Annotated in this window: 13 protein-coding genes and 1 CRISPR repeat array; of the genes, 3 read left to right on the top strand and 10 right to left on the bottom strand. The window is 64.1% G+C overall.

What is annotated here, in order from left to right; genetic code table 11:
* Positions 1–56: 56 nt before the first annotated feature.
* Positions 57–3,411: direct repeats of the CRISPR family, unit length 37 nt; unit sequence GTTTCAATCCACGCCCGTCATTGCTGACGGGCGAATC.
* 187 nt (positions 3,412–3,598) lie between these two features.
* From cas2 to ZRA01_RS17565, 8 genes are all read right to left on the bottom strand, one after another.
* Positions 3,599–3,889 (bottom strand): CRISPR-associated endonuclease Cas2, encoded by a 291-nt coding sequence (gene cas2, locus ZRA01_RS17600; protein WP_141354639.1) that lies wholly within the window; start codon positions 3,887–3,889, stop codon positions 3,599–3,601.
* Positions 3,890–3,897: 8 nt separating this feature from the next.
* The gene (gene cas1c, locus ZRA01_RS17595; protein WP_141354637.1) at positions 3,898–4,926 is read right to left on the bottom strand and encodes a type I-C CRISPR-associated endonuclease Cas1c; all 1,029 of its coding nucleotides are present in this window, start codon (positions 4,924–4,926) and stop codon (positions 3,898–3,900) included.
* Positions 4,927–4,929: 3 nt separating this feature from the next.
* A complete protein-coding gene (cas4, locus tag ZRA01_RS17590; RefSeq protein ID WP_141354635.1) occupies positions 4,930–5,559 on the bottom strand; it encodes a CRISPR-associated protein Cas4 in 630 nt (209 codons plus the stop codon).
* A gap of 113 nt (positions 5,560–5,672) precedes the next feature.
* A complete protein-coding gene (gene cas7c, locus ZRA01_RS17585; RefSeq protein WP_141354633.1) occupies positions 5,673–6,758 on the bottom strand; it encodes a type I-C CRISPR-associated protein Cas7/Csd2 in 1,086 nt (361 codons plus the stop codon).
* Complete coding sequence (cas8c, locus tag ZRA01_RS17580; RefSeq protein WP_141354631.1) at positions 6,758–8,524, bottom strand: type I-C CRISPR-associated protein Cas8c/Csd1; 1,767 nt, start codon at positions 8,522–8,524, stop codon at positions 6,758–6,760. The genes cas7c and cas8c overlap by 1 nt, the downstream gene beginning before the upstream one ends.
* The gene (cas5c, locus tag ZRA01_RS17575; RefSeq protein ID WP_141354629.1) at positions 8,521–9,180 is read right to left on the bottom strand and encodes a type I-C CRISPR-associated protein Cas5c; all 660 of its coding nucleotides are present in this window, start codon (positions 9,178–9,180) and stop codon (positions 8,521–8,523) included. Before cas5c ends, cas8c begins: the two co-directional genes overlap by 4 nt.
* Before the next feature lie 39 nt (positions 9,181–9,219).
* Positions 9,220–11,523 carry a CRISPR-associated endonuclease Cas3'' gene (locus ZRA01_RS17570; protein WP_141354627.1) on the bottom strand — a complete coding sequence of 768 codons (2,304 nt, stop codon included), beginning with the start codon at positions 11,521–11,523 and terminating at the stop codon, positions 9,220–9,222.
* A gap of 60 nt (positions 11,524–11,583) precedes the next feature.
* Positions 11,584–12,564: a helix-turn-helix transcriptional regulator gene (locus ZRA01_RS17565; RefSeq protein WP_141354625.1), complete on the bottom strand. Its 981-nt coding sequence runs from the start codon at positions 12,562–12,564 to the stop codon at positions 11,584–11,586.
* Positions 12,565–12,865: 301 nt separating this feature from the next.
* Here ZRA01_RS17565 and ZRA01_RS17560 point away from each other — a divergent pair, with 301 nt between their 5' ends.
* Positions 12,866–13,660, top strand: coding sequence for a 3-hydroxybutyrate dehydrogenase (locus tag ZRA01_RS17560; RefSeq protein ID WP_141354623.1), 795 nt, complete (start codon positions 12,866–12,868; stop codon positions 13,658–13,660).
* Positions 13,661–13,697: 37 nt separating this feature from the next.
* Positions 13,698–15,542 (top strand): nitric oxide reductase activation protein NorD, encoded by a 1,845-nt coding sequence (locus ZRA01_RS17555; RefSeq protein ID WP_141354621.1) that lies wholly within the window; start codon positions 13,698–13,700, stop codon positions 15,540–15,542.
* Between the two features lie 29 nt (positions 15,543–15,571).
* Here the strand turns inward: ZRA01_RS17555 and ZRA01_RS17550 are convergent, their stop codons facing one another.
* Together ZRA01_RS17550 and ZRA01_RS17545 are read right to left on the bottom strand one after the other, a co-directional pair.
* Positions 15,572–15,934 (bottom strand): hypothetical protein, encoded by a 363-nt coding sequence (locus tag ZRA01_RS17550; protein WP_141354619.1) that lies wholly within the window; start codon positions 15,932–15,934, stop codon positions 15,572–15,574.
* Between the two features lie 76 nt (positions 15,935–16,010).
* On the bottom strand, positions 16,011–16,337 hold the full coding sequence (locus ZRA01_RS17545) for a DUF1840 domain-containing protein (protein WP_141354617.1): 327 nt from the start codon (positions 16,335–16,337) through the stop codon (positions 16,011–16,013).
* 99 nt (positions 16,338–16,436) lie between these two features.
* On the opposite strand from ZRA01_RS17545, the gene rarD reads away from it, so the two are divergent.
* Positions 16,437–17,297 (top strand): EamA family transporter RarD (rarD, locus tag ZRA01_RS17540; RefSeq protein ID WP_246093730.1); only part of this gene is annotated, 861 nt, incomplete at its 3' end.

Here is a 17,297-nt window from a genome sequence, read left to right as displayed (position 1 = left end):
TCATTGCTGACGGGCGAATCGTCCGCGTCGCTCTTTCCTGTCTGGTGACGCTGTGTGTTTCAATCCACGCCCGTCATTGCTGACGGGCGAATCCTCCAGGATCTTGGCGAACCCTGACGGCGACATGATGTTTCAATCCACGCCCGTCATTGCTGACGGGCGAATCGCCGCTTGATCTGGTCGGACAGCAGCTTATGGACGGTTTCAATCCACGCCCGTCATTGCTGACGGGCGAATCGCGTGCCAACCACGCACGATTCATCACCAAGGTGGTGTTTCAATCCACGCCCGTCATTGCTGACGGGCGAATCTCGACGTGTTTCATGTTTGTCGCCCTGAACCATACAGTTTCAATCCACGCCCGTCATTGCTGACGGGCGAATCAATGAAACAGGGTGCTACCCTCCGCCTCGAATAAGTTTCAATCCACGCCCGTCATTGCTGACGGGCGAATCCTTGGATACCAGCGATCAATGCCAACTCATATATGGTTTCAATCCACGCCCGTCATTGCTGACGGGCGAATCCGTAGCGGAGCTGTTCGCAGGCTACTGCGACGTAATGTTTCAATCCACGCCCGTCATTGCTGACGGGCGAATCCCGCACGCGCTTCCGACCATTACCGATTGTTCCAGGTGTTTCAATCCACGCCCGTCATTGCTGACGGGCGAATCGTCAATTGGCAGGATAACCCGTGGTTCTCTGATGTTTCAATCCACGCCCGTCATTGCTGACGGGCGAATCTCTTCCTTTTCCATCTTTGACCCTTGATCTAGCTCAGTTTCAATCCACGCCCGTCATTGCTGACGGGCGAATCGTGCGTTCGACACCGGGGGGGATGACGTCATCGTCGTTTCAATCCACGCCCGTCATTGCTGACGGGCGAATCGTTGAAGCCGGTGCGCCACTGGGTGCGCAGGCGGATGTTTCAATCCACGCCCGTCATTGCTGACGGGCGAATCCGGGTCACACGGGCGATCAGCGGGCGCAGCGCCTGGTTTCAATCCACGCCCGTCATTGCTGACGGGCGAATCATCCGCAGCCGACTCGTAACCCAGCGTTTGCCAGTGTTTCAATCCACGCCCGTCATTGCTGACGGGCGAATCGCAGTATTTCCGAATACCCAGGACGGTCAATGCGGTTTCAATCCACGCCCGTCATTGCTGACGGGCGAATCAACGGTGTGCGCAAGAACATCCGGCACATTAGTGGTTTCAATCCACGCCCGTCATTGCTGACGGGCGAATCATTGAGAGCGGCGACAAGGGCGAAGACAGAGACCTGTTTCAATCCACGCCCGTCATTGCTGACGGGCGAATCGGCGTGGACGCTTCAACCTCATCGTAACAAGCCTTGTTTCAATCCACGCCCGTCATTGCTGACGGGCGAATCCGTAGGTTGGGGTGCCGGTGGTGTGCTTGACCACGTTTCAATCCACGCCCGTCATTGCTGACGGGCGAATCTTACGAAATGCTGAAGGAAGTGCAGTACGGGAACAGTTTCAATCCACGCCCGTCATTGCTGACGGGCGAATCGCCCGAGGTGGGCAAGACGCTGGCGCTGATCGGCAACGTTTCAATCCACGCCCGTCATTGCTGACGGGCGAATCCCACGTCGGCCTTCGTCACTCCGGCCCGGTAGAGCGGTTTCAATCCACGCCCGTCATTGCTGACGGGCGAATCCCAGCAGGTCGCCGCAATAGAGCGGGACATTGAAGTTTCAATCCACGCCCGTCATTGCTGACGGGCGAATCTCGAGCACGCGTGAGCCCTGCAGATCGTCGGCAATGTTTCAATCCACGCCCGTCATTGCTGACGGGCGAATCGCGTTCATCTGAGCGCTGTAAACCCGGATGCGCTTGTTTCAATCCACGCCCGTCATTGCTGACGGGCGAATCGATGCAATGATGATCCGCGCCGGGGGGCTGAAATGTTTCAATCCACGCCCGTCATTGCTGACGGGCGAATCTACGCGCCGGTTATCCGTCTGAGCACTTGAGGTAGTTTCAATCCACGCCCGTCATTGCTGACGGGCGAATCCAGGTGACTACGGGCACATGCAAATATTCAACCCGGTTTCAATCCACGCCCGTCATTGCTGACGGGCGAATCTTCGGTCAGTCCAGCTGATGCGCTGGGACATGGGCGTTTCAATCCACGCCCGTCATTGCTGACGGGCGAATCCCGTGTGATGAATCACGACCACATCGCCCGGGCGGTTTCAATCCACGCCCGTCATTGCTGACGGGCGAATCGCGCGATGGCGCACAATCGTTCCGGCTGCAACGTCCGTTTCAATCCACGCCCGTCATTGCTGACGGGCGAATCGCAGCGAACTACGGCCAGCTGACGACCGCAGAAATCCGTTTCAATCCACGCCCGTCATTGCTGACGGGCGAATCCGCAGCACCCCCACCGCCTAACTGCCCCCGCCATGTTTCAATCCACGCCCGTCATTGCTGACGGGCGAATCAAACCAACCCACGAAAGGCAGGGATTGACGATGATGTTTCAATCCACGCCCGTCATTGCTGACGGGCGAATCTTCGGCGGGGGTGGCACCATGACCGAGCAGGAACGCGTTTCAATCCACGCCCGTCATTGCTGACGGGCGAATCCTTTTTTTTAATCGGCTCAAAGATTGCTATATTTCAAGTTTCAATCCACGCCCGTCATTGCTGACGGGCGAATCTGCTACCGGCAGCGTCGTAACGCGTGCCCGTCGCGAGTTTCAATCCACGCCCGTCATTGCTGACGGGCGAATCGCCTTCATCTGCCAGCCGGTAATCATCGCTTTGGTGTTTCAATCCACGCCCGTCATTGCTGACGGGCGAATCGTACTCCACCCGCGCCTCCACACCCCGCGTCACGATGTTTCAATCCACGCCCGTCATTGCTGACGGGCGAATCCACGAGTCCAAGGGGCGCGGGCTTCGCCCGCACCCTGTTTCAATCCACGCCCGTCATTGCTGACGGGCGAATCCGTCCTTCGAGGCGCAGGGGATCATCGGGGGATCGTTTCAATCCACGCCCGTCATTGCTGACGGGCGAATCCTCCGGCTCCGGCCGTCCGAAGGCCATGACTCGAGTTTCAATCCACGCCCGTCATTGCTGACGGGCGAATCGAGCGTGCGGTCAGCTCCAGGAAGTCGATGGTGAGGTTTCAATCCACGCCCGTCATTGCTGACGGGCGAATCTGCCGGCTTTCGCGCGGCTTGCTTGTGCGATCAGGTTTCAATCCACGCCCGTCATTGCTGACGGGCGAATCGACGTTCTTGCCGCTCCCCCCCGGATTAAATATTTGTTTCAATCCACGCCCGTCATTGCTGACGGGCGAATCGGAGCTACCGCGTTTGAGCATGGGAGACTCCAAAAGTTTCAATCCACGCCCGTCATTGCTGACGGGCGAATCTCTTCACATGCAAATAGCTGATTTGCCGTCGAAAAAAGTCCACGTTGCGCGAACCTGCATGTTAACGCTGACGGCGATCAGGGGAGAAGGGGACGGTTTTTTTGCTTTCACAAATAAATCAAAGGTTTGACGCGTGCGCGAAGCTTCCGGGGGAAACGTGGTCACTTGGGGTTCGCGCAATGCAATATTACAGCACCAGGGGGCCGTTGAAATCCGTTGCGCGGAAAGTCCCGTGTTCGCGGACTTCTGAGCCGCGGCTATCGGGTAGGCGGTACAGGCGCAGGTTGTCTTCGGTGGGGTCTATCTCGGCCAGCAGGCTGCGTTCGAGCGTTTCGAACTGCATGAGGTTGACCTGGCATTCGAAGACCGATTTTTGAACTCGTTGACCGGTGCTTTCGCAGACTTTGGCGACGCGGCGAAGGCGTCGCCTGCCCGCTTTGGTTTCGGTATTAACGTCGTAGCAGACGATGACCAGCATGGGGGCTTTCAGCGGATGACAAAGGGCAGATAGTCGGGCATTTCCCCGCGTAGGCTGCGGGCGAGCAGGCGAGCCTGAACCAAGGGAACCACGCCGAGGGGGATGGGTTGTTCGAGCAGCGGGTGGCTTAGCTCTTCCTGCTTGCGTTCCTGCCAGGCAACAACCACTGATTTGCGGGCGTCGCCTTCGAGCAGCACCGAGCCGCCTTCGCGTTCGACAAAGTCTTGTGCGCCGATCTGACCGCGGTTGATGAGGGTGAGAGCGACGCGGTCGGCGATGGCTCGGAACTCTTCCATCAGGTCTAGTGCCAGGGCTGCACGGCCGGGGCGCAGGGCGTGGAGGAAGCCGACCTGTGGGTCCAGCCCAGCCGCTTCGGCGGCTGAACGGCAGTCGTTCATCAGCATGGAGTAGAGGAAGGAAAGCAGCGCATTGAAGCGGTCACGGGGTGGGCGGCGGCTGCGGCCGTTCATCGAGAAGTGCTCGCGTGCCTCGGGGCGGACGATGAGCTTGAGGCGGGCGAAGTATTGGCGTGCGGCTTCGCCTTCGAGTCCGCGCAGGGTGTCGAGATCTGTTGCCGCAGACAGGGCTCGCAGGGCTGCGGCCAGATCGTCGGCGCCGCGGGTCAGGTCGGCCGCGTCATTCGACTCTTTCGCCTCCCGCCCGCCCCGCAGCAACACTTGTCGGGCGTTCTTGATCTTGCCGGCGACACATGAACGGGCGATGGCAAGGCTGCGATCAGCATCCTGACTGCAGTGGTGCTGCGCTTGGCGTAGCAGAACATTGCCCGAAACCGGGCCTTCGAGGCGAGCCTTGAAGCGTCCGTTGCCGTCCAGCAGAACCAGCCCGATGCCATCGTCGGCAAGCCGGTGCATCAGTGGGGTGGACAGCAGCACATTGCCGAAGCACACCACGGTGCCCACATGGTGGAGTGGCACGCGCAAGCGGGTCATTCGCTCGACCTCGACGCGGATCGTGTCGTTCTCGAGGTGCAGGTAGGTTTCGGGGGTGGTGACGTAGAGCGTGTTGAGGAGTTGCATGATTCAAGCATCCGGATCGAAGAGCGCGCGTCTAAGGGCGCCGAGTTGATCGGCGTGAGCTAGGGCTTCTGGTTGGCACAGGTCGCGCAGGGAGCAGGCGCGGCAGCGCTCGTCATTTACCGGTGGCGGCGTGGTGCCGGTGGCGAGCATTGCACGGATCTCACGCGTAGCCGTCTCCACGGCATCACGCAATTCGGACGTGATCGGCACGATCCGGCGACGTTTGGAGCTGGCGTAAAAGAGGGCGCCCTCCGGCACAGGTTTGCCACTCATTTCCTCGAGGCACAGGGCTTGGCCGGCGAGTTGCAGGTCGTCGCAGGCGGCGATGGCGGCTTTCTTATTACGGGAGCCGTGCTTGTATTCCACCGGGTAGGGCGTGCCGTCTTCAAGAAACTCGACCACGTCGGCTTTGCCGACGAGGCCCAGGCGGTCGTTGAAGAGCGGTAGGGCGCGCTCGACGCGAAGGTCGGCGCGCAGCGTGACGCCGGCCTGGTCGGCACGGTTGTGTACGGCCTGACCGCGAAGGGTGTAGACGTTTTCCTCGAAGGCCTGTTCGAGGTGGATCAGTGCGCACTGACGCGGGCAATAGGCCCAGTGCTGGAGTGCGGAAAGGGGGATTGGGTCGTTGTCCATAGCGTTCGAGCTTTCCTCCGATCGGTGATATCGCCGACACAATGGTTGGGCGAATGCCTTGCCCGGGGTGTTGGCCAGTCAGACGCGGCCAACACCCCGGTGTAGGGCGAACGCTAGCCGACCCGGCGGATCAGGCTGACACCGGTGGGCAGGTCGGCGTCGTTCACTGTTACCTCGAAATCGGCAAAGCTGCGCGGGATGTCGGACAGCGGCTTGGCCGAAATGCGTTCGAACAGCTCGTGGGCGCGAGCATTGCCGAGCTCGCTGTCGTGCTTGAAAACATACAGCCCGCGGGTCGCCATTTCGCCCCTGGCGGCGGAGCGGTCATGCTCGAACATCTGCTCCAGCGCCTGCCACAGCAGTTCGAGGTCTTCGTCATCAAAGCCGGTCTGCTTGGCGAGGAAGGACGAGACGAAGCCGTGGGCCATGTAGAGGCCATAGGGTACGGTGTGCTTGCGGCCCATGGTGCGGTTGTCGCCTTGCTGCTTCTCGGCTTCCGCTTCGGTGGCGACGGCCATGCGGGTGATGGAGTGCTCCAGGGCCACGATGGGCGCGATGGAGCGGGCGAAGGTGAGCTGGACGGGGCCGCGGACCTGGCCGCAGTTCGGGGCAGATTTCAGGCTCAGGACTGCTCCAAAGGTGCGGATGTCAAAGAAGTTCTTGCAGAGCCACTCACGGCCACTGTCCGATTCGTGTTGCGTCGGTTTGCGACCTTTGGCTTGCTTGATAGCTTCGTTCAGCACCTTTTTTACGTTCGCAGCAGGTTTTGCCTCTTTAAGCCAAGTTTGTGCCGCCTTCTTGTCGACGTCGGAAGCAATCACCAGCTCTGGCTGTTCATCGTCACCTTCTTCGATGGAGACGCCTTCGGGCAGGCTCAATTCGCTGATGGCGCTGGCGATTTCCGGGCTGATGGTAACGCGACTTTCTTGGCCCAAGCTGATGCCTAGTTTGTCGAATGCCTCGACGTGCGAGCGCCCCAAAACGGCACGTTCCCGGACGTATATATCGTAAGGACGTTCGTATTGGTGCCTCAGGGTTACGTAATTGCGCACCTTGCGTTTGAGCGATACGTCGGTGACCAGCCCGTGGCCGGATTCGGCGTCGAGGCGGGGCAGGTTGCCGGCGTCGGGGTCGCCGTTGGGGTTGCCGTCCTTCACATCAAAGAGCAGCACGAAGTCGTAGCGGTTGGTGAGAGCCATTATTGTTTCTCCTCGTTGGATTCGGTTTTGTCGGACTTGCTGAAGAAGGCCTGGCGTTGGTGGTAATAGCCGAGGGCGAAGCGGCCTTGGTCGGCGAGCGGAAGATGGGCGGGGAAGTCGGTGACCGAGGACAGCACTTCGCCGAGCAGTTTTTCAAAGTTCACCGCGCGGCCGGGCGACAGCTTCTTGAGGTGCGCGTTTTTCAGGCGCAGCAGGGTGGTGAAGACCGCCACCGGGGTGGACGAGGCCGCGCCGTAGTAGCGGTCGCGGATGGTTGCGTTGAGCCCGGGCGAGGCTTCTTCCTGGATTTTTTCGAGGACGGCAAACAGCCGGCCCAGGCGATAGGCGGCGTTGGTGTTGTCGAGGTCGAGCATGGGGTGAAACTCCTTTTCCTTCGGGTTGCGACGGATGGAACGATTGAGGCAGGCCTTGATGGCGGCGGCGCGCAGGTAGCCCACATTGCGTTCGGCACGGCAGCGGTTGACCGCAGCGTTGAGCCACAGGCTGGGGTAGGGGGCGTCGGGGCCGGCCAGGATGGCGTCGATGACGGCGCCGCCCAGGTTGGGCGGGATGTTGTCGGCCTTGCCCTGCACGGCGCAGGCGGCAAGCAGGCGGAACAGGGAAGGGTGGTCCGGTTCGTTCGGGCCGTGGGCAAGCTGCAGGTCGGTAAAGTGCTGGAGAATGCGCGGCGCCAGATCCCGCATCTTCAGCCGATGGAAGAAGCGCACGCTGATCCGTGCGGCATTGGGGGCGAGCCCGAGCACGTAGTACATGGTTTCGCCCTCGGTGCCGTCGAAACGCCCGCTCTTGAAGGCTTCGAACAGCATTGCAACCGCCCGGACGCCTTCATCCGGGTTGTCGTGCAGGCCGAAGATCTCGGCTAGAACCGGATCGAACTCGGTGTTCCGCTCTGCCCAGCAGACGGTGGAGGCGTCACCCACCTGGAAGCGGTTGCGGGAGCCCTCGCGCAGCAAATGGTTCAGCGCTGTGGTGTAGGCAAACGAGGCGTCCGAACTGACTGGTGCGTTTTCCCCTTGCCGCTTTGTCTTGCCATATGACTCGAAGGCTCTCTCGTTGAACGAGATCAGGTTGGCTCCGGAAGGTTGGGTGCGCCAAACGCCCTTGATTACTGTTTCATTCGTGGCGATGGGAACATCCCTTTTTCCTGTAATTAAGCACTGCCCTCGGGGTGTGTGCCCACTGGAACTCCGTGCCGACGCAATTGCCTCCACAAGCTTCGGTCGCCAGCAAATGAGTTGCCCTGGAGGGTCCGAATGCAAACGAAAAGTAATAATTGGGGACCCGGTGAGAATGGCTTCCTGATCCTCGTGTGTTGCAAGTATTCGCTTCAATTCACTGCTTGACCGATGCAAATAAGTCAGGAAATGTCGAAGGGCATTCAGGCCTTCATCAGAAACGTCAGGAAGCCAGTCTTCGATTGCCTTAATGAAGCTGCCGAGCTTCCTCTGATTACCGTTGCCAGCCCCCAAAGCGAACGCGGCGTTGTCCCACAGCAAATTTGCATCCGTACCACTGTTGGTGTGTTTCATCGATTGCTTCCCAATGTTGGGAAGTCGAACTGGTGGTCCCGGTTTGCGTTTTCCTTTCACGACGTCTTGTCGGCTCTCAATTTGTACCATTGTGCCGGCGCTATCTATGCAAACTACAAAATCGACGGGTTTCTGAATCCAACCGAGAGGTGCTAACTGCGCATTCCCTGCGTTGCCGGAGCGATCGTAGTAGTCGTACAGGGCTTGCAGGATCATGACTTGACCCCTTCACTATCGAGGGCCGGCACCTGGATAACGCCGTCTTTCATGGATGCCTGGAAAAAGCGGGGCTGCGGGTCGACGGGGCGGGAGAAGTCGAGGTCGTGGAGCATCCAGCCGAGGTCGCGGGTTTCTGCGATGGGTGAGGCTTCGAGACCCGGGTCGGTGATGAGCCGGAAGTCGGCGGCGAATTCGCGGCAGCCGAGGTAAGGCTGATTCACGCACTGCCCCTTGCCGGCCCGGCGGGTGAACATCTCCGAGTATTTGACGAGCGGGTCCTTGGCGCCGGGGGCGAGGGTGAGTTCGGCGTGCAGCCGGTAGGCCACGTCGCGCAGGAAGAGCCCGGCGCGCTGCTGGCGTTTGTCTTCGATGAAAAACCCCAGGTTGCCGCTGCCGGCATTCGACATCTGCTGCAAGCTGGGTGTTGAGAAGACGGCGCCGACCTCGTTGCGCCGCAGGTTGATCCAGCGAACGGGCTTGAGCACCTCGATGCGCGTGACTTGCCAGCGGATCTGCGGCTTCCACAGTATCGATTCGAACACGGCCCGGGCGGCCGAGGGGGTGATCACGTCGTAGGACACGCGCTCGACCTTCATCTCCGGGCGCGTGAAGCAGGCGAAGTCGCCGCTTACTTCGAGGCAGAACTTTGTCATGGTGGGCTCGCGGTGTGGTTTCCTGAAAGAGGTGGGAGATTAGAAGACCAGCCCGCCTGCTGGCAGGGGGCTGTCGTCGGTTCGGAGGCCGGTTTGTGGGGCGTACATCAGGTCATTGGCCTGCACGTAGAGGCCCGGGATCGAGAGTTGCAGGTCACCTTGCCCGTGCAGGCGTTCGGCGAGCGCTTTCGGCAGGCTGACGGTGTAGCGCTGCAGGGATCGCATCAGCCAGCGCTCGGGGCCGTCCTTGGCCAGCTTGCCGAGGAGCTTGTCGACCGTTTCGTCGAGGCCGTCGGGGCCTCGGTAGAGGACGACGACGGGGGCCTGGGTGTCTTCGATCAGGCGGAATCGCTCGGCGGCGGTGCGGAAGTCGGTGGCCAGGGGGTTGTCGCGGTTTTGCTCCGGCGTCAGCAGGGCGACGATGCTTTCCTTGTCGAGGTCGACGTTGGCGTAGAACTCGCGGAAATAGCGCTCGAACAGGCCGCGTTCGAGCGGGTCGCCGGTGATGCCGTGGAGCACGCTGCGGCAGGCGTCCGCGCCTTTGCGCAGGGTGCCGGCGGGGGTGGCAACCGGCGGCACGAATACGACGACCCGCCCGCCCTCGGTGAGCCGGCCTTCGCGGTTGCAGCGGCCGGCGGCCTGGGCGATGGAGTCGAGGCCGGCGAGGGCGCGATAGACGACCGGTACGTCCAGATCGACGCCAGCTTCAATCAACTGTGTGGAGACGATGCGCAAGGGCGCGCTGTCGCTGCCCTTGCGGCGGGCGTCGAGGCGTTGGCGGATGTGGGTGAGCACGTCGCTCCGGTGGGCGCCGCACATCAGGGCGGAGAGGTGGAGCGTGCCCTCGGGCATGAGCTGGAAGAGTTCGCGGGCGCTGCCTCGGGTATTGACGATGGCGAGCACACTGTCGTGGCCGGCGAGTTCGCTCGCGAGCGTCGGCCAGGGCGTCGGCGTGGTGAAGTCGGCGGGCAGGCGGACGCTGACGCGTTTGAGGGCGGCGTAGAGAGCGTCCGGGTTATCGATGATCTCGTGGGCGCAGTCGAGGCCGCGCAGGTTGCGGGAGGGGTCGAAGTAGTCGGTGGTGGAGAGTGCGGGTTGCGTGGCGGTGCACAGCACGACCGTCACGCCGTAGTGGCCCACCAGCAGGCGCAGGACGTCGAGGATGGGCTGCAGGAACTCGGGGGGCAGTTGCTGGGCTTCGTCGAGGATCAGCACGCTGCCGGCGAGGTTGTGCAGCTTGCGGCAGCGGGATGTGCGGGCAGCGAACAGGGACTCGAACAGCTGGACGTTGGTGGTGACGACCAGCGGCGCGTCCCAGTTCTCGCAGGCGAGGCGGGATGCCGGGGTTTCGTCGGCCGGCGCGCTGTCGGCCTGGCTGTGGTGCTCGATGACGCAGTCGCGGCCAAGCGGGGCGAAAACCCCCCGAAAAACGTCGGCGGTCTGTTCGATGATGCTGGTGTAGGGAATGGCGTAGATCACGCGCCGTTTGCCATGGGTGAGGGCATGGTCGAGGGCGAAGCCCAGGCTCGCGAGGGTCTTGCCGCCGCCGGTGGGAACAGTGAGGGTGTACAAGCCCGGCTGACCGAGGGCCTTGCGGCGGCATTGGCGCAGGATGTCGGCGCGCAGTTGCCGGACCGGCGTATCGGCGGTAAAACCGGCCATGTGCGCGTCGTAGGCGCTGCGCATCTCGGCTAGCGTCGGGAAGCTGCCTCGAGCTGTGGCCTTACCGGCATTCATGAAGGCCTCGGTATCGAGAAAGTCGGCATCGACCAGGGTCGAGAACAGCATGCGCACCCATAAAGCGAAGGCGCCCGGGGTGGCCATGCCACCGGGTACGGCGCTTGCCAGATCAGGGGTGGTGCTGCCATCCAGCAGCCATTGCGGCGCGTTGCGCAATGATTCGGTGTATTCCTTGTCGGCCTCGCTTGAAGCGAGGCGGGTCTTGAGGCCGCCGTGCCAGTCGTCGAGCCCGGCATGGTGGCCGGCGATGAGGTAGGCGAGCACCCGTGCAGCAAGTTCACCATGCCTGCCGGATCGGGCGCTGAGTGTGGCAATCGCGTGCAGTGCTCCGGCTGCCGAGTGGGTCTTGTCGCGGGAGGGGACCCGGCCTTCGATGTGAGCATCCGCACATTCGCGTATGTAGCGCTGGAAGCCCGGCCGGTATTTGCCGAGGTCGTGCCAGAGGCCGGCCAGACGGGCCCAGTCAGCGCTGCCGAAGAAGGCTGCGTTGGTGGCGGCGCCTTCTGCGACATGCTGGAGGTGCTCTGCCAGCGCGTGGGCGCGGGGACTGCCGTCGGCAGTCTCGGCCGTGTGGGCAAGGAAAAGTTCGGCTGGAAATTTCATGGGCTGGGCTTTTTTGGGGAGGTGATCGTCATTATTCGCGGTGTGATGCTCATATCGTGATCACGCCCCGTTTAATCTTGCTGCAGACAGGTGTTCCTGTTGAACGGCTTCACGTAATCCGGGTGGCGCGATCACCTCGCAGTGCTGGCCATGGCGCAGGATGTCCATCAAGAGTTCCGGCGCCTGGCTGTAGGGCACGCGCAATTCGTAGCCGCCGTCATCGAGGAGGCGCCCTTGTTGGTCCGGGTGCCATTTCTCGGCGGCGACCCAGCGGCTGCGCTCGGGGCTGAAACGCAGGACGGCCCATTGCACGTCGCTCCCGGAGAAGATGCCGTAGCCGCTGCCCAGGAAGCAGTCGAGGCGGTCGTCGTCGACGTCCCGGGCCGTGGTGCTGAGGACTTCCGCCCGGTGGATCGCGTCGACGGCGAAGCTGCGCAGCTCTTCGCGTAAGTGGCACCAGGCGTCCACGTACCAGTTGTCGCGATAGTGGATCAGGCGTTGCGGCGAAATCTCGCGGCGGGTCGTCCGGTTGCTGCCGCGGGCGTGGTATTCGATGACGATACGGTGGCGGCGCAGGGTTGCCGAAGCTACCGCTTGAAAATGTTCCAACTTGAAGCTGCGGGCGCCGACGGTCTGGATGCGGATGCGTCGGGCGAGTTCGGCCGCCGAGTCGTCGGCGCTGCCGAGAATGTGGCCGAGGCGCTTGAGCAGGGGCTGGATGTGGGGGCCGAGCAGGCCGCTGGTGTCCAGGTTTGCAAGCAGGTGCTGCATCGTGAGCAGGGCGTGAATCTCTTCGGCGGTGAACCACAGGCCTGGGAGTTCGAACTGAGGGCCGAAATCGTGGCCGCTGCTCTCCAGGCGGTAGCCGCCTAACTCGCGATCGATCACCACCGGAACACCGAAGGTGTCGCGCAGATGGCGGATATAGCGTGTCAGCGTGGCGCGCGAGATGCCCAGCTCGTATTGCAGATCGTTGGCGGAAATGACTCTGCGGTGGCTCAGCAGGCGACGAAGCCGCTCCAGTTGGTCGTTTGGAATCATGTCTTGAGCTTTCAGGGGCATGACGGACAGGAGTTGCCCCCGATGATAGTCTCGTTGTTTGTGCCGTTTGCATGGGCGGGAGGTTTTTTCTGCGTCGTTGTCGCGCCCCCGTCTTGAGCCAGAACAGGGCGCCGCCGTTTCTCCCCGGCTATATTCAGATCCCGATGAAGCTCTCCGGCTCCGCTTTTCTCCCTTCGCTAGAAACCCGGCCGGGGCGGCGCTGCGCTAGGATTCCCGGCGTGTTTCCCGGACGGTCGGGCAGGGGCCCGGCGGCGGGGTGGAGCAAAGAGGAGCGCAGGTGATGAAAACGGCTGAACTGGCGGGCAAGCGGGCTCTGGTGACGGGGTCGACTTCGGGGATCGGGCTGGCGGTGGCGCAGGCTTTGGCGCGGGCCGGGGCGCGGGTGATGCTGCACGGCTCGCGGCCGGCGGCGGACGCCGAGGCGCTGCGGGCCGCGCTGGCCGCCGAGACCGGCACCGCGCCGGGCTACCTGTCGGCCAACCTCGCCGATGGGGCTGCGGCGCGGGGGCTGGTCGAGGCGACGCTGGAAGCCTTCGGCGGGCTCGACATTCTGGTGAACAACGCCGGCATCCAGCATGTGGCGGCGGTGGATGCCTTCCCCGACGAGAACTGGGCTCAGATGCTGGCCATCAATGTGTCGGCGGTCTTCCACACCACCAAGGCGGCCCTGCCGGGCATGAAGGCCCAGGGCTGGGGGCGCATCGTCAACATCGCGTCGGCCCACGGGCTGGTGGCCTCGCCCTTCAAGGCGCCCTACACGGCCACCAAGCATGCGGTGGTGGGGTTCTCGAAGGCGGTGGCCCTCGAGGTGGCGGAGCAGGGCATCACCTGCAACGCCCTGTGCCCGGGCTACGTGCGCACGCCGCTGGTGGACAAGCAGGTGGTGGACCAGGCCAAGGTGCACAACCTGCCCGAAGAGCGGGTGATCCGCGAGGTGATCCTGGCGGCGCAGCCCACCAAGCGTTTCATCGAGGCGGACGAAGTGGCGGCCTTCGCGGTCTTCCTGTGCTCCGAGGCGGCCAGGTCCGTCACCGGCTCGGCGCAGCTGATCGACGGGGCATGGACGGCCCGCTGAGGCGGCCAGGCAGAACAGGCATTACCGGTACGAGACCATGGAAGAATTCATCGGCGGGCTGTGGCACCGCTTCATCACCCGGGCGGCGACCCGCAGCTACCCCCAGGCGGCGGTGCGGCTGGTGGACATGGAGCGCACCGCGGGCATCCTGTTCCGCGCCCTGGGGGGCGACCCGGGCCTGCGCGTGGCGCCGGCGGCCGAGACCGAGCACGGCGCCCGGCGCGGCTGGCTGGCGCGCATCGCCCATGTGGGCGAGAAGGCCGCCCACGCCGCGCGGGACGACGAAACCCTGCGTCTGCCGGCCGAGATCGCGCTGTTCCCCGAGTGCAGCCAGAACCGTGACCTTTACCTGTGGCTGATCGCCCAGGGCGCCGCCCTGCCGGCCGACGGCCTCGCCGCCGACAACTGGATCGCCGCCAACCAGGCCGCCAGCGCGGCGACGCTGATGGCCTTTCCAGGCTTCGCGTCGCGTTACCAGAGGCTGGTCGAGGCCGTGGTCGCCGAGCGGCCGGACCCGCGCAAGCTGCCGGCCGACGAGGCCGCCGCCGAGCGGGCGATCCGCCAGGCGCTGGCCGAGCCCGGCAGCGTGGCGGCCCTGCCGGCGGCCAAGCGCCCGCCGGCGCCGGTGGCCCTGTGGCTGTATCCGGCGCCGGTGGCCATCGACCGGCGCCAGTCCGAACCCCCCGCCACCCCGGCCGAGCGCCCCGAGGGCGGCAAGACCCAGGACGCCACCGACCGCCGCCGCCAGGCCCAGCGCGAGGACATGCCCGACGGCAAGAACGGCCTCAACCTGCCCTTCCGGGCCGAGAGCCTGCTGTCGTTTGCCGAATACGTGAAGGTCAATCGCGGCCAGGACGACGACGCCAGCGACGACCCGGCCCGCGCCGCGGCCGACATGGACCGCATCTCGGTGGCCCAGGACACCCGCGACACGGCCTCTAAGCTGCGCTTCGACCTCGACCTGCCCTCCGCCGCCCACGACGACATCCCGCTGCAAAGCGGCATCCTGCTGCCCGAGTGGGACTGGAAGAAGCAGCAGCTCAAGCGCGACATGTGCAGCCTCACGCTGCTCGACCCGCGCAACGCCGCGCCCTGCGAGCTGCCCGCCCACCTGCTGCGCCCGGCGCGGCGCCTGCGCCACCAGTTCGAGGCCCTCACCCCGGCCCGCCGCTGGCTCAAGAACCAGCCGGAAGGCCCCGAGCTCGACATCGACGCCTGCGTGCGTGCCTTCGCCGACCGGCGCACCGGCCACGCGGTGGATAGCACCGGCGGCTACCTGGCCTGCGAGCGGCGCGAGCGCGACCTGTGCTGCCTGGTGCTGGCTGATCTGTCGCTGTCCACCGACACCTGGGTGAGCGACGAGCAGCGGGTGATCGACGTGATCCGCGACAGCCTGTGGCTGTTCTCCGAGGCCCTGGGCGCCACCGGCGACCCGTTCGGGCTTTACGGTTTCTCGTCACGCAAGCGCGATCACATCCGCTTTCACCGCATCAAGGATTTCGACGAGCCCGCCGACGCGCGCATCCGCGGCCGCATCGGGGCACTCAAGCCGGGCTTCTACACCCGCATCGGCGCGGGGATCCGCTACGCCACGCAGATCCTGGCCAAGCGGCCGGAATCCCTAAAGCTGCTGCTGATCCTGTCGGACGGCAAGCCCAACGACGTGGACCACTACGAAGGCCGCTACGGCATCGAGGACACCCGGATGAGCCTCAACGCGGCCCGCCAGGAGGGCGTGCGGCCCTTCTGCGTGACCATCGACAAGGAGGGCCAGGGCTACCTGCCCCACCTCTTCGGGCCGGCCGGCTACACCATCTTGCGCAAGCCCTCCGAGCTGCCGGCGCGCCTGCCGCTGCTGTACGCCCAGCTCACCAGCGCCTGAGGCGCGCGTCGCCCGCCGGAGGCTTGAGGCTAGCCCGCTTCCTCGGCACGGCGCCGGGCGAGGTACATCGGGCCGACTTCGGCGACGATCTTTTCGCAGTTCAGCCAGATGTCCGGGTGAGGCCGGAAGCTGTCGCGGAGCTGCTTCCAGAGGGGCGAGGCCTTGTGGAGCAGCTCATGGACCATGGTGTCGAGGAGGTCCAGCGCGTCGTCGTCGGAGAGCCGCGCCAGGTAGCGCGGGTTGAGGCGCAGGGTGTCGGAGTGCCACCGGTATTGCCCCAGCACCCGGCCGGCCGGCGACAGCTTGCGGGTGCACAGGTGCCGCGGAATGCCCAGGTGGGGCAGGGTCTCGCGGACGATATCAAGGGCCAGGTCGATGTCGCGCTGAGTCATCGAATGCGTTTTTGTTGGAGTGATGGGAAGCCCGCCGGCTCGCGGCGGGGCAGGGCGGCAGCCGTGGTGGAGGGCGTCACACGCCCCAGGTCACCGGCACCTTGTCCTTGAGGGAGCGCTCGAGCAGCTCGAGCAGCGGCACCGCGCGCTGGAAGAAGCTCACGCCGCCACCGGCGGGCTTGGCGTCGCCGTCGTCTTCAGTGGCTGGGGCGCTCTCGGCGAGGCGCGTCTTGTCGGCGTCGATGGCCGCGCGCACCGCGGCGATGGCGCCGGGCAGCTGCTCGACGGTGACGATGCCCTTCGCATCGGCCGGGTCTTTGCCGAGCACGCTCAGCATCTCCTTGCCATTTTTTTCGAACATGATCACGTCGCCGCTGGCGGGGGATTTGAAGATGATCAACATGCTGGGCAGCCCTTGCAATGGAATGTCACCATTGTAGGCCCGAGCGGGCCTCTCGCGGAAAACCCCAAGCTCGTTTTGAGGCGGAGAGTGCTACCGTGCATGTCCGATTTCTCCCCGGGTTTGAGCGTGGACAAAGGTAAAACCCTCTTCGGCATCGCCTTCGGCCTGGGTGCCTATGGCATCTGGGGCTTCTTTCCGCTGTTCTTTCGCCAGCTGGGCCACGTGAGCCCGGCCGACGTGCTGTGCAACCGGGCCCTGTGGGCCTGCCTGGTGGTCACCCTGATCCTCGCCGCCCGGCGCGGCTGGAGCCAGGTGGGGGCGGCGTTGAGGCGGCCCGGCACGCTGCTGCGCCTCACCGCGGCCGCGTGGCTGGTGGGGGCCAACTGGCTGGGTTTTTTGTGGGCGGTGGACCAGCAGCTGGTGATCGCCGGCAGCCTGGGTTACTTCCTGGTGCCGCTGGTGAATGTGGTGCTGGGGATGCTGGTGCTCAAGGAGCGCCTCAACGGCAAGGAGTGGGCCGCCGTCGGGCTGGCCGTGGCGGCGGTGGGCAACGAGTTCGTGGCCCTCGGCAGCCTGCCCTGGGTGTCGCTGTTTCTGGGGGGCACCTTCGGGCTCTATGGGCTGGTGCGCAAGCAGGTGCCGGTGGATGCGGTGTCGGGGCTGTGGCTCGAGACCCTGTCGATGCTGCCGCTGGTGGGGCTGTACACGCTGTGGCAGAGCAGCCAGGGGCACGCGGTGTTCACCGGCCACGACGGCGTCACCGACTTTCTGCTGGCCATGTCCGGGCTGATGACGGCGCTGCCGCTGATGCTGTTTGCGGCGGCCACCCAGCGCCTCAACCTGGCCACCATCGGGATGCTGATGTACATCAACCCGACGATGCAGCTGGTGACCGCGGTGTGGATCTTCGGCGAGGATCTGCAGCCGGCCCGGATCGTCACGTTCGCGCTTATCTGGGCG

It is taken from the genome of Zoogloea ramigera (assembly GCF_006539865.1).
GTDB classification, from domain to species: Bacteria; Pseudomonadota; Gammaproteobacteria; order Burkholderiales; family Rhodocyclaceae; genus Zoogloea; species Zoogloea ramigera.
The sequence above is the reverse complement of the archived record's forward strand: the minus strand, read 5'-3'. Positions and strand labels throughout refer to the sequence as shown.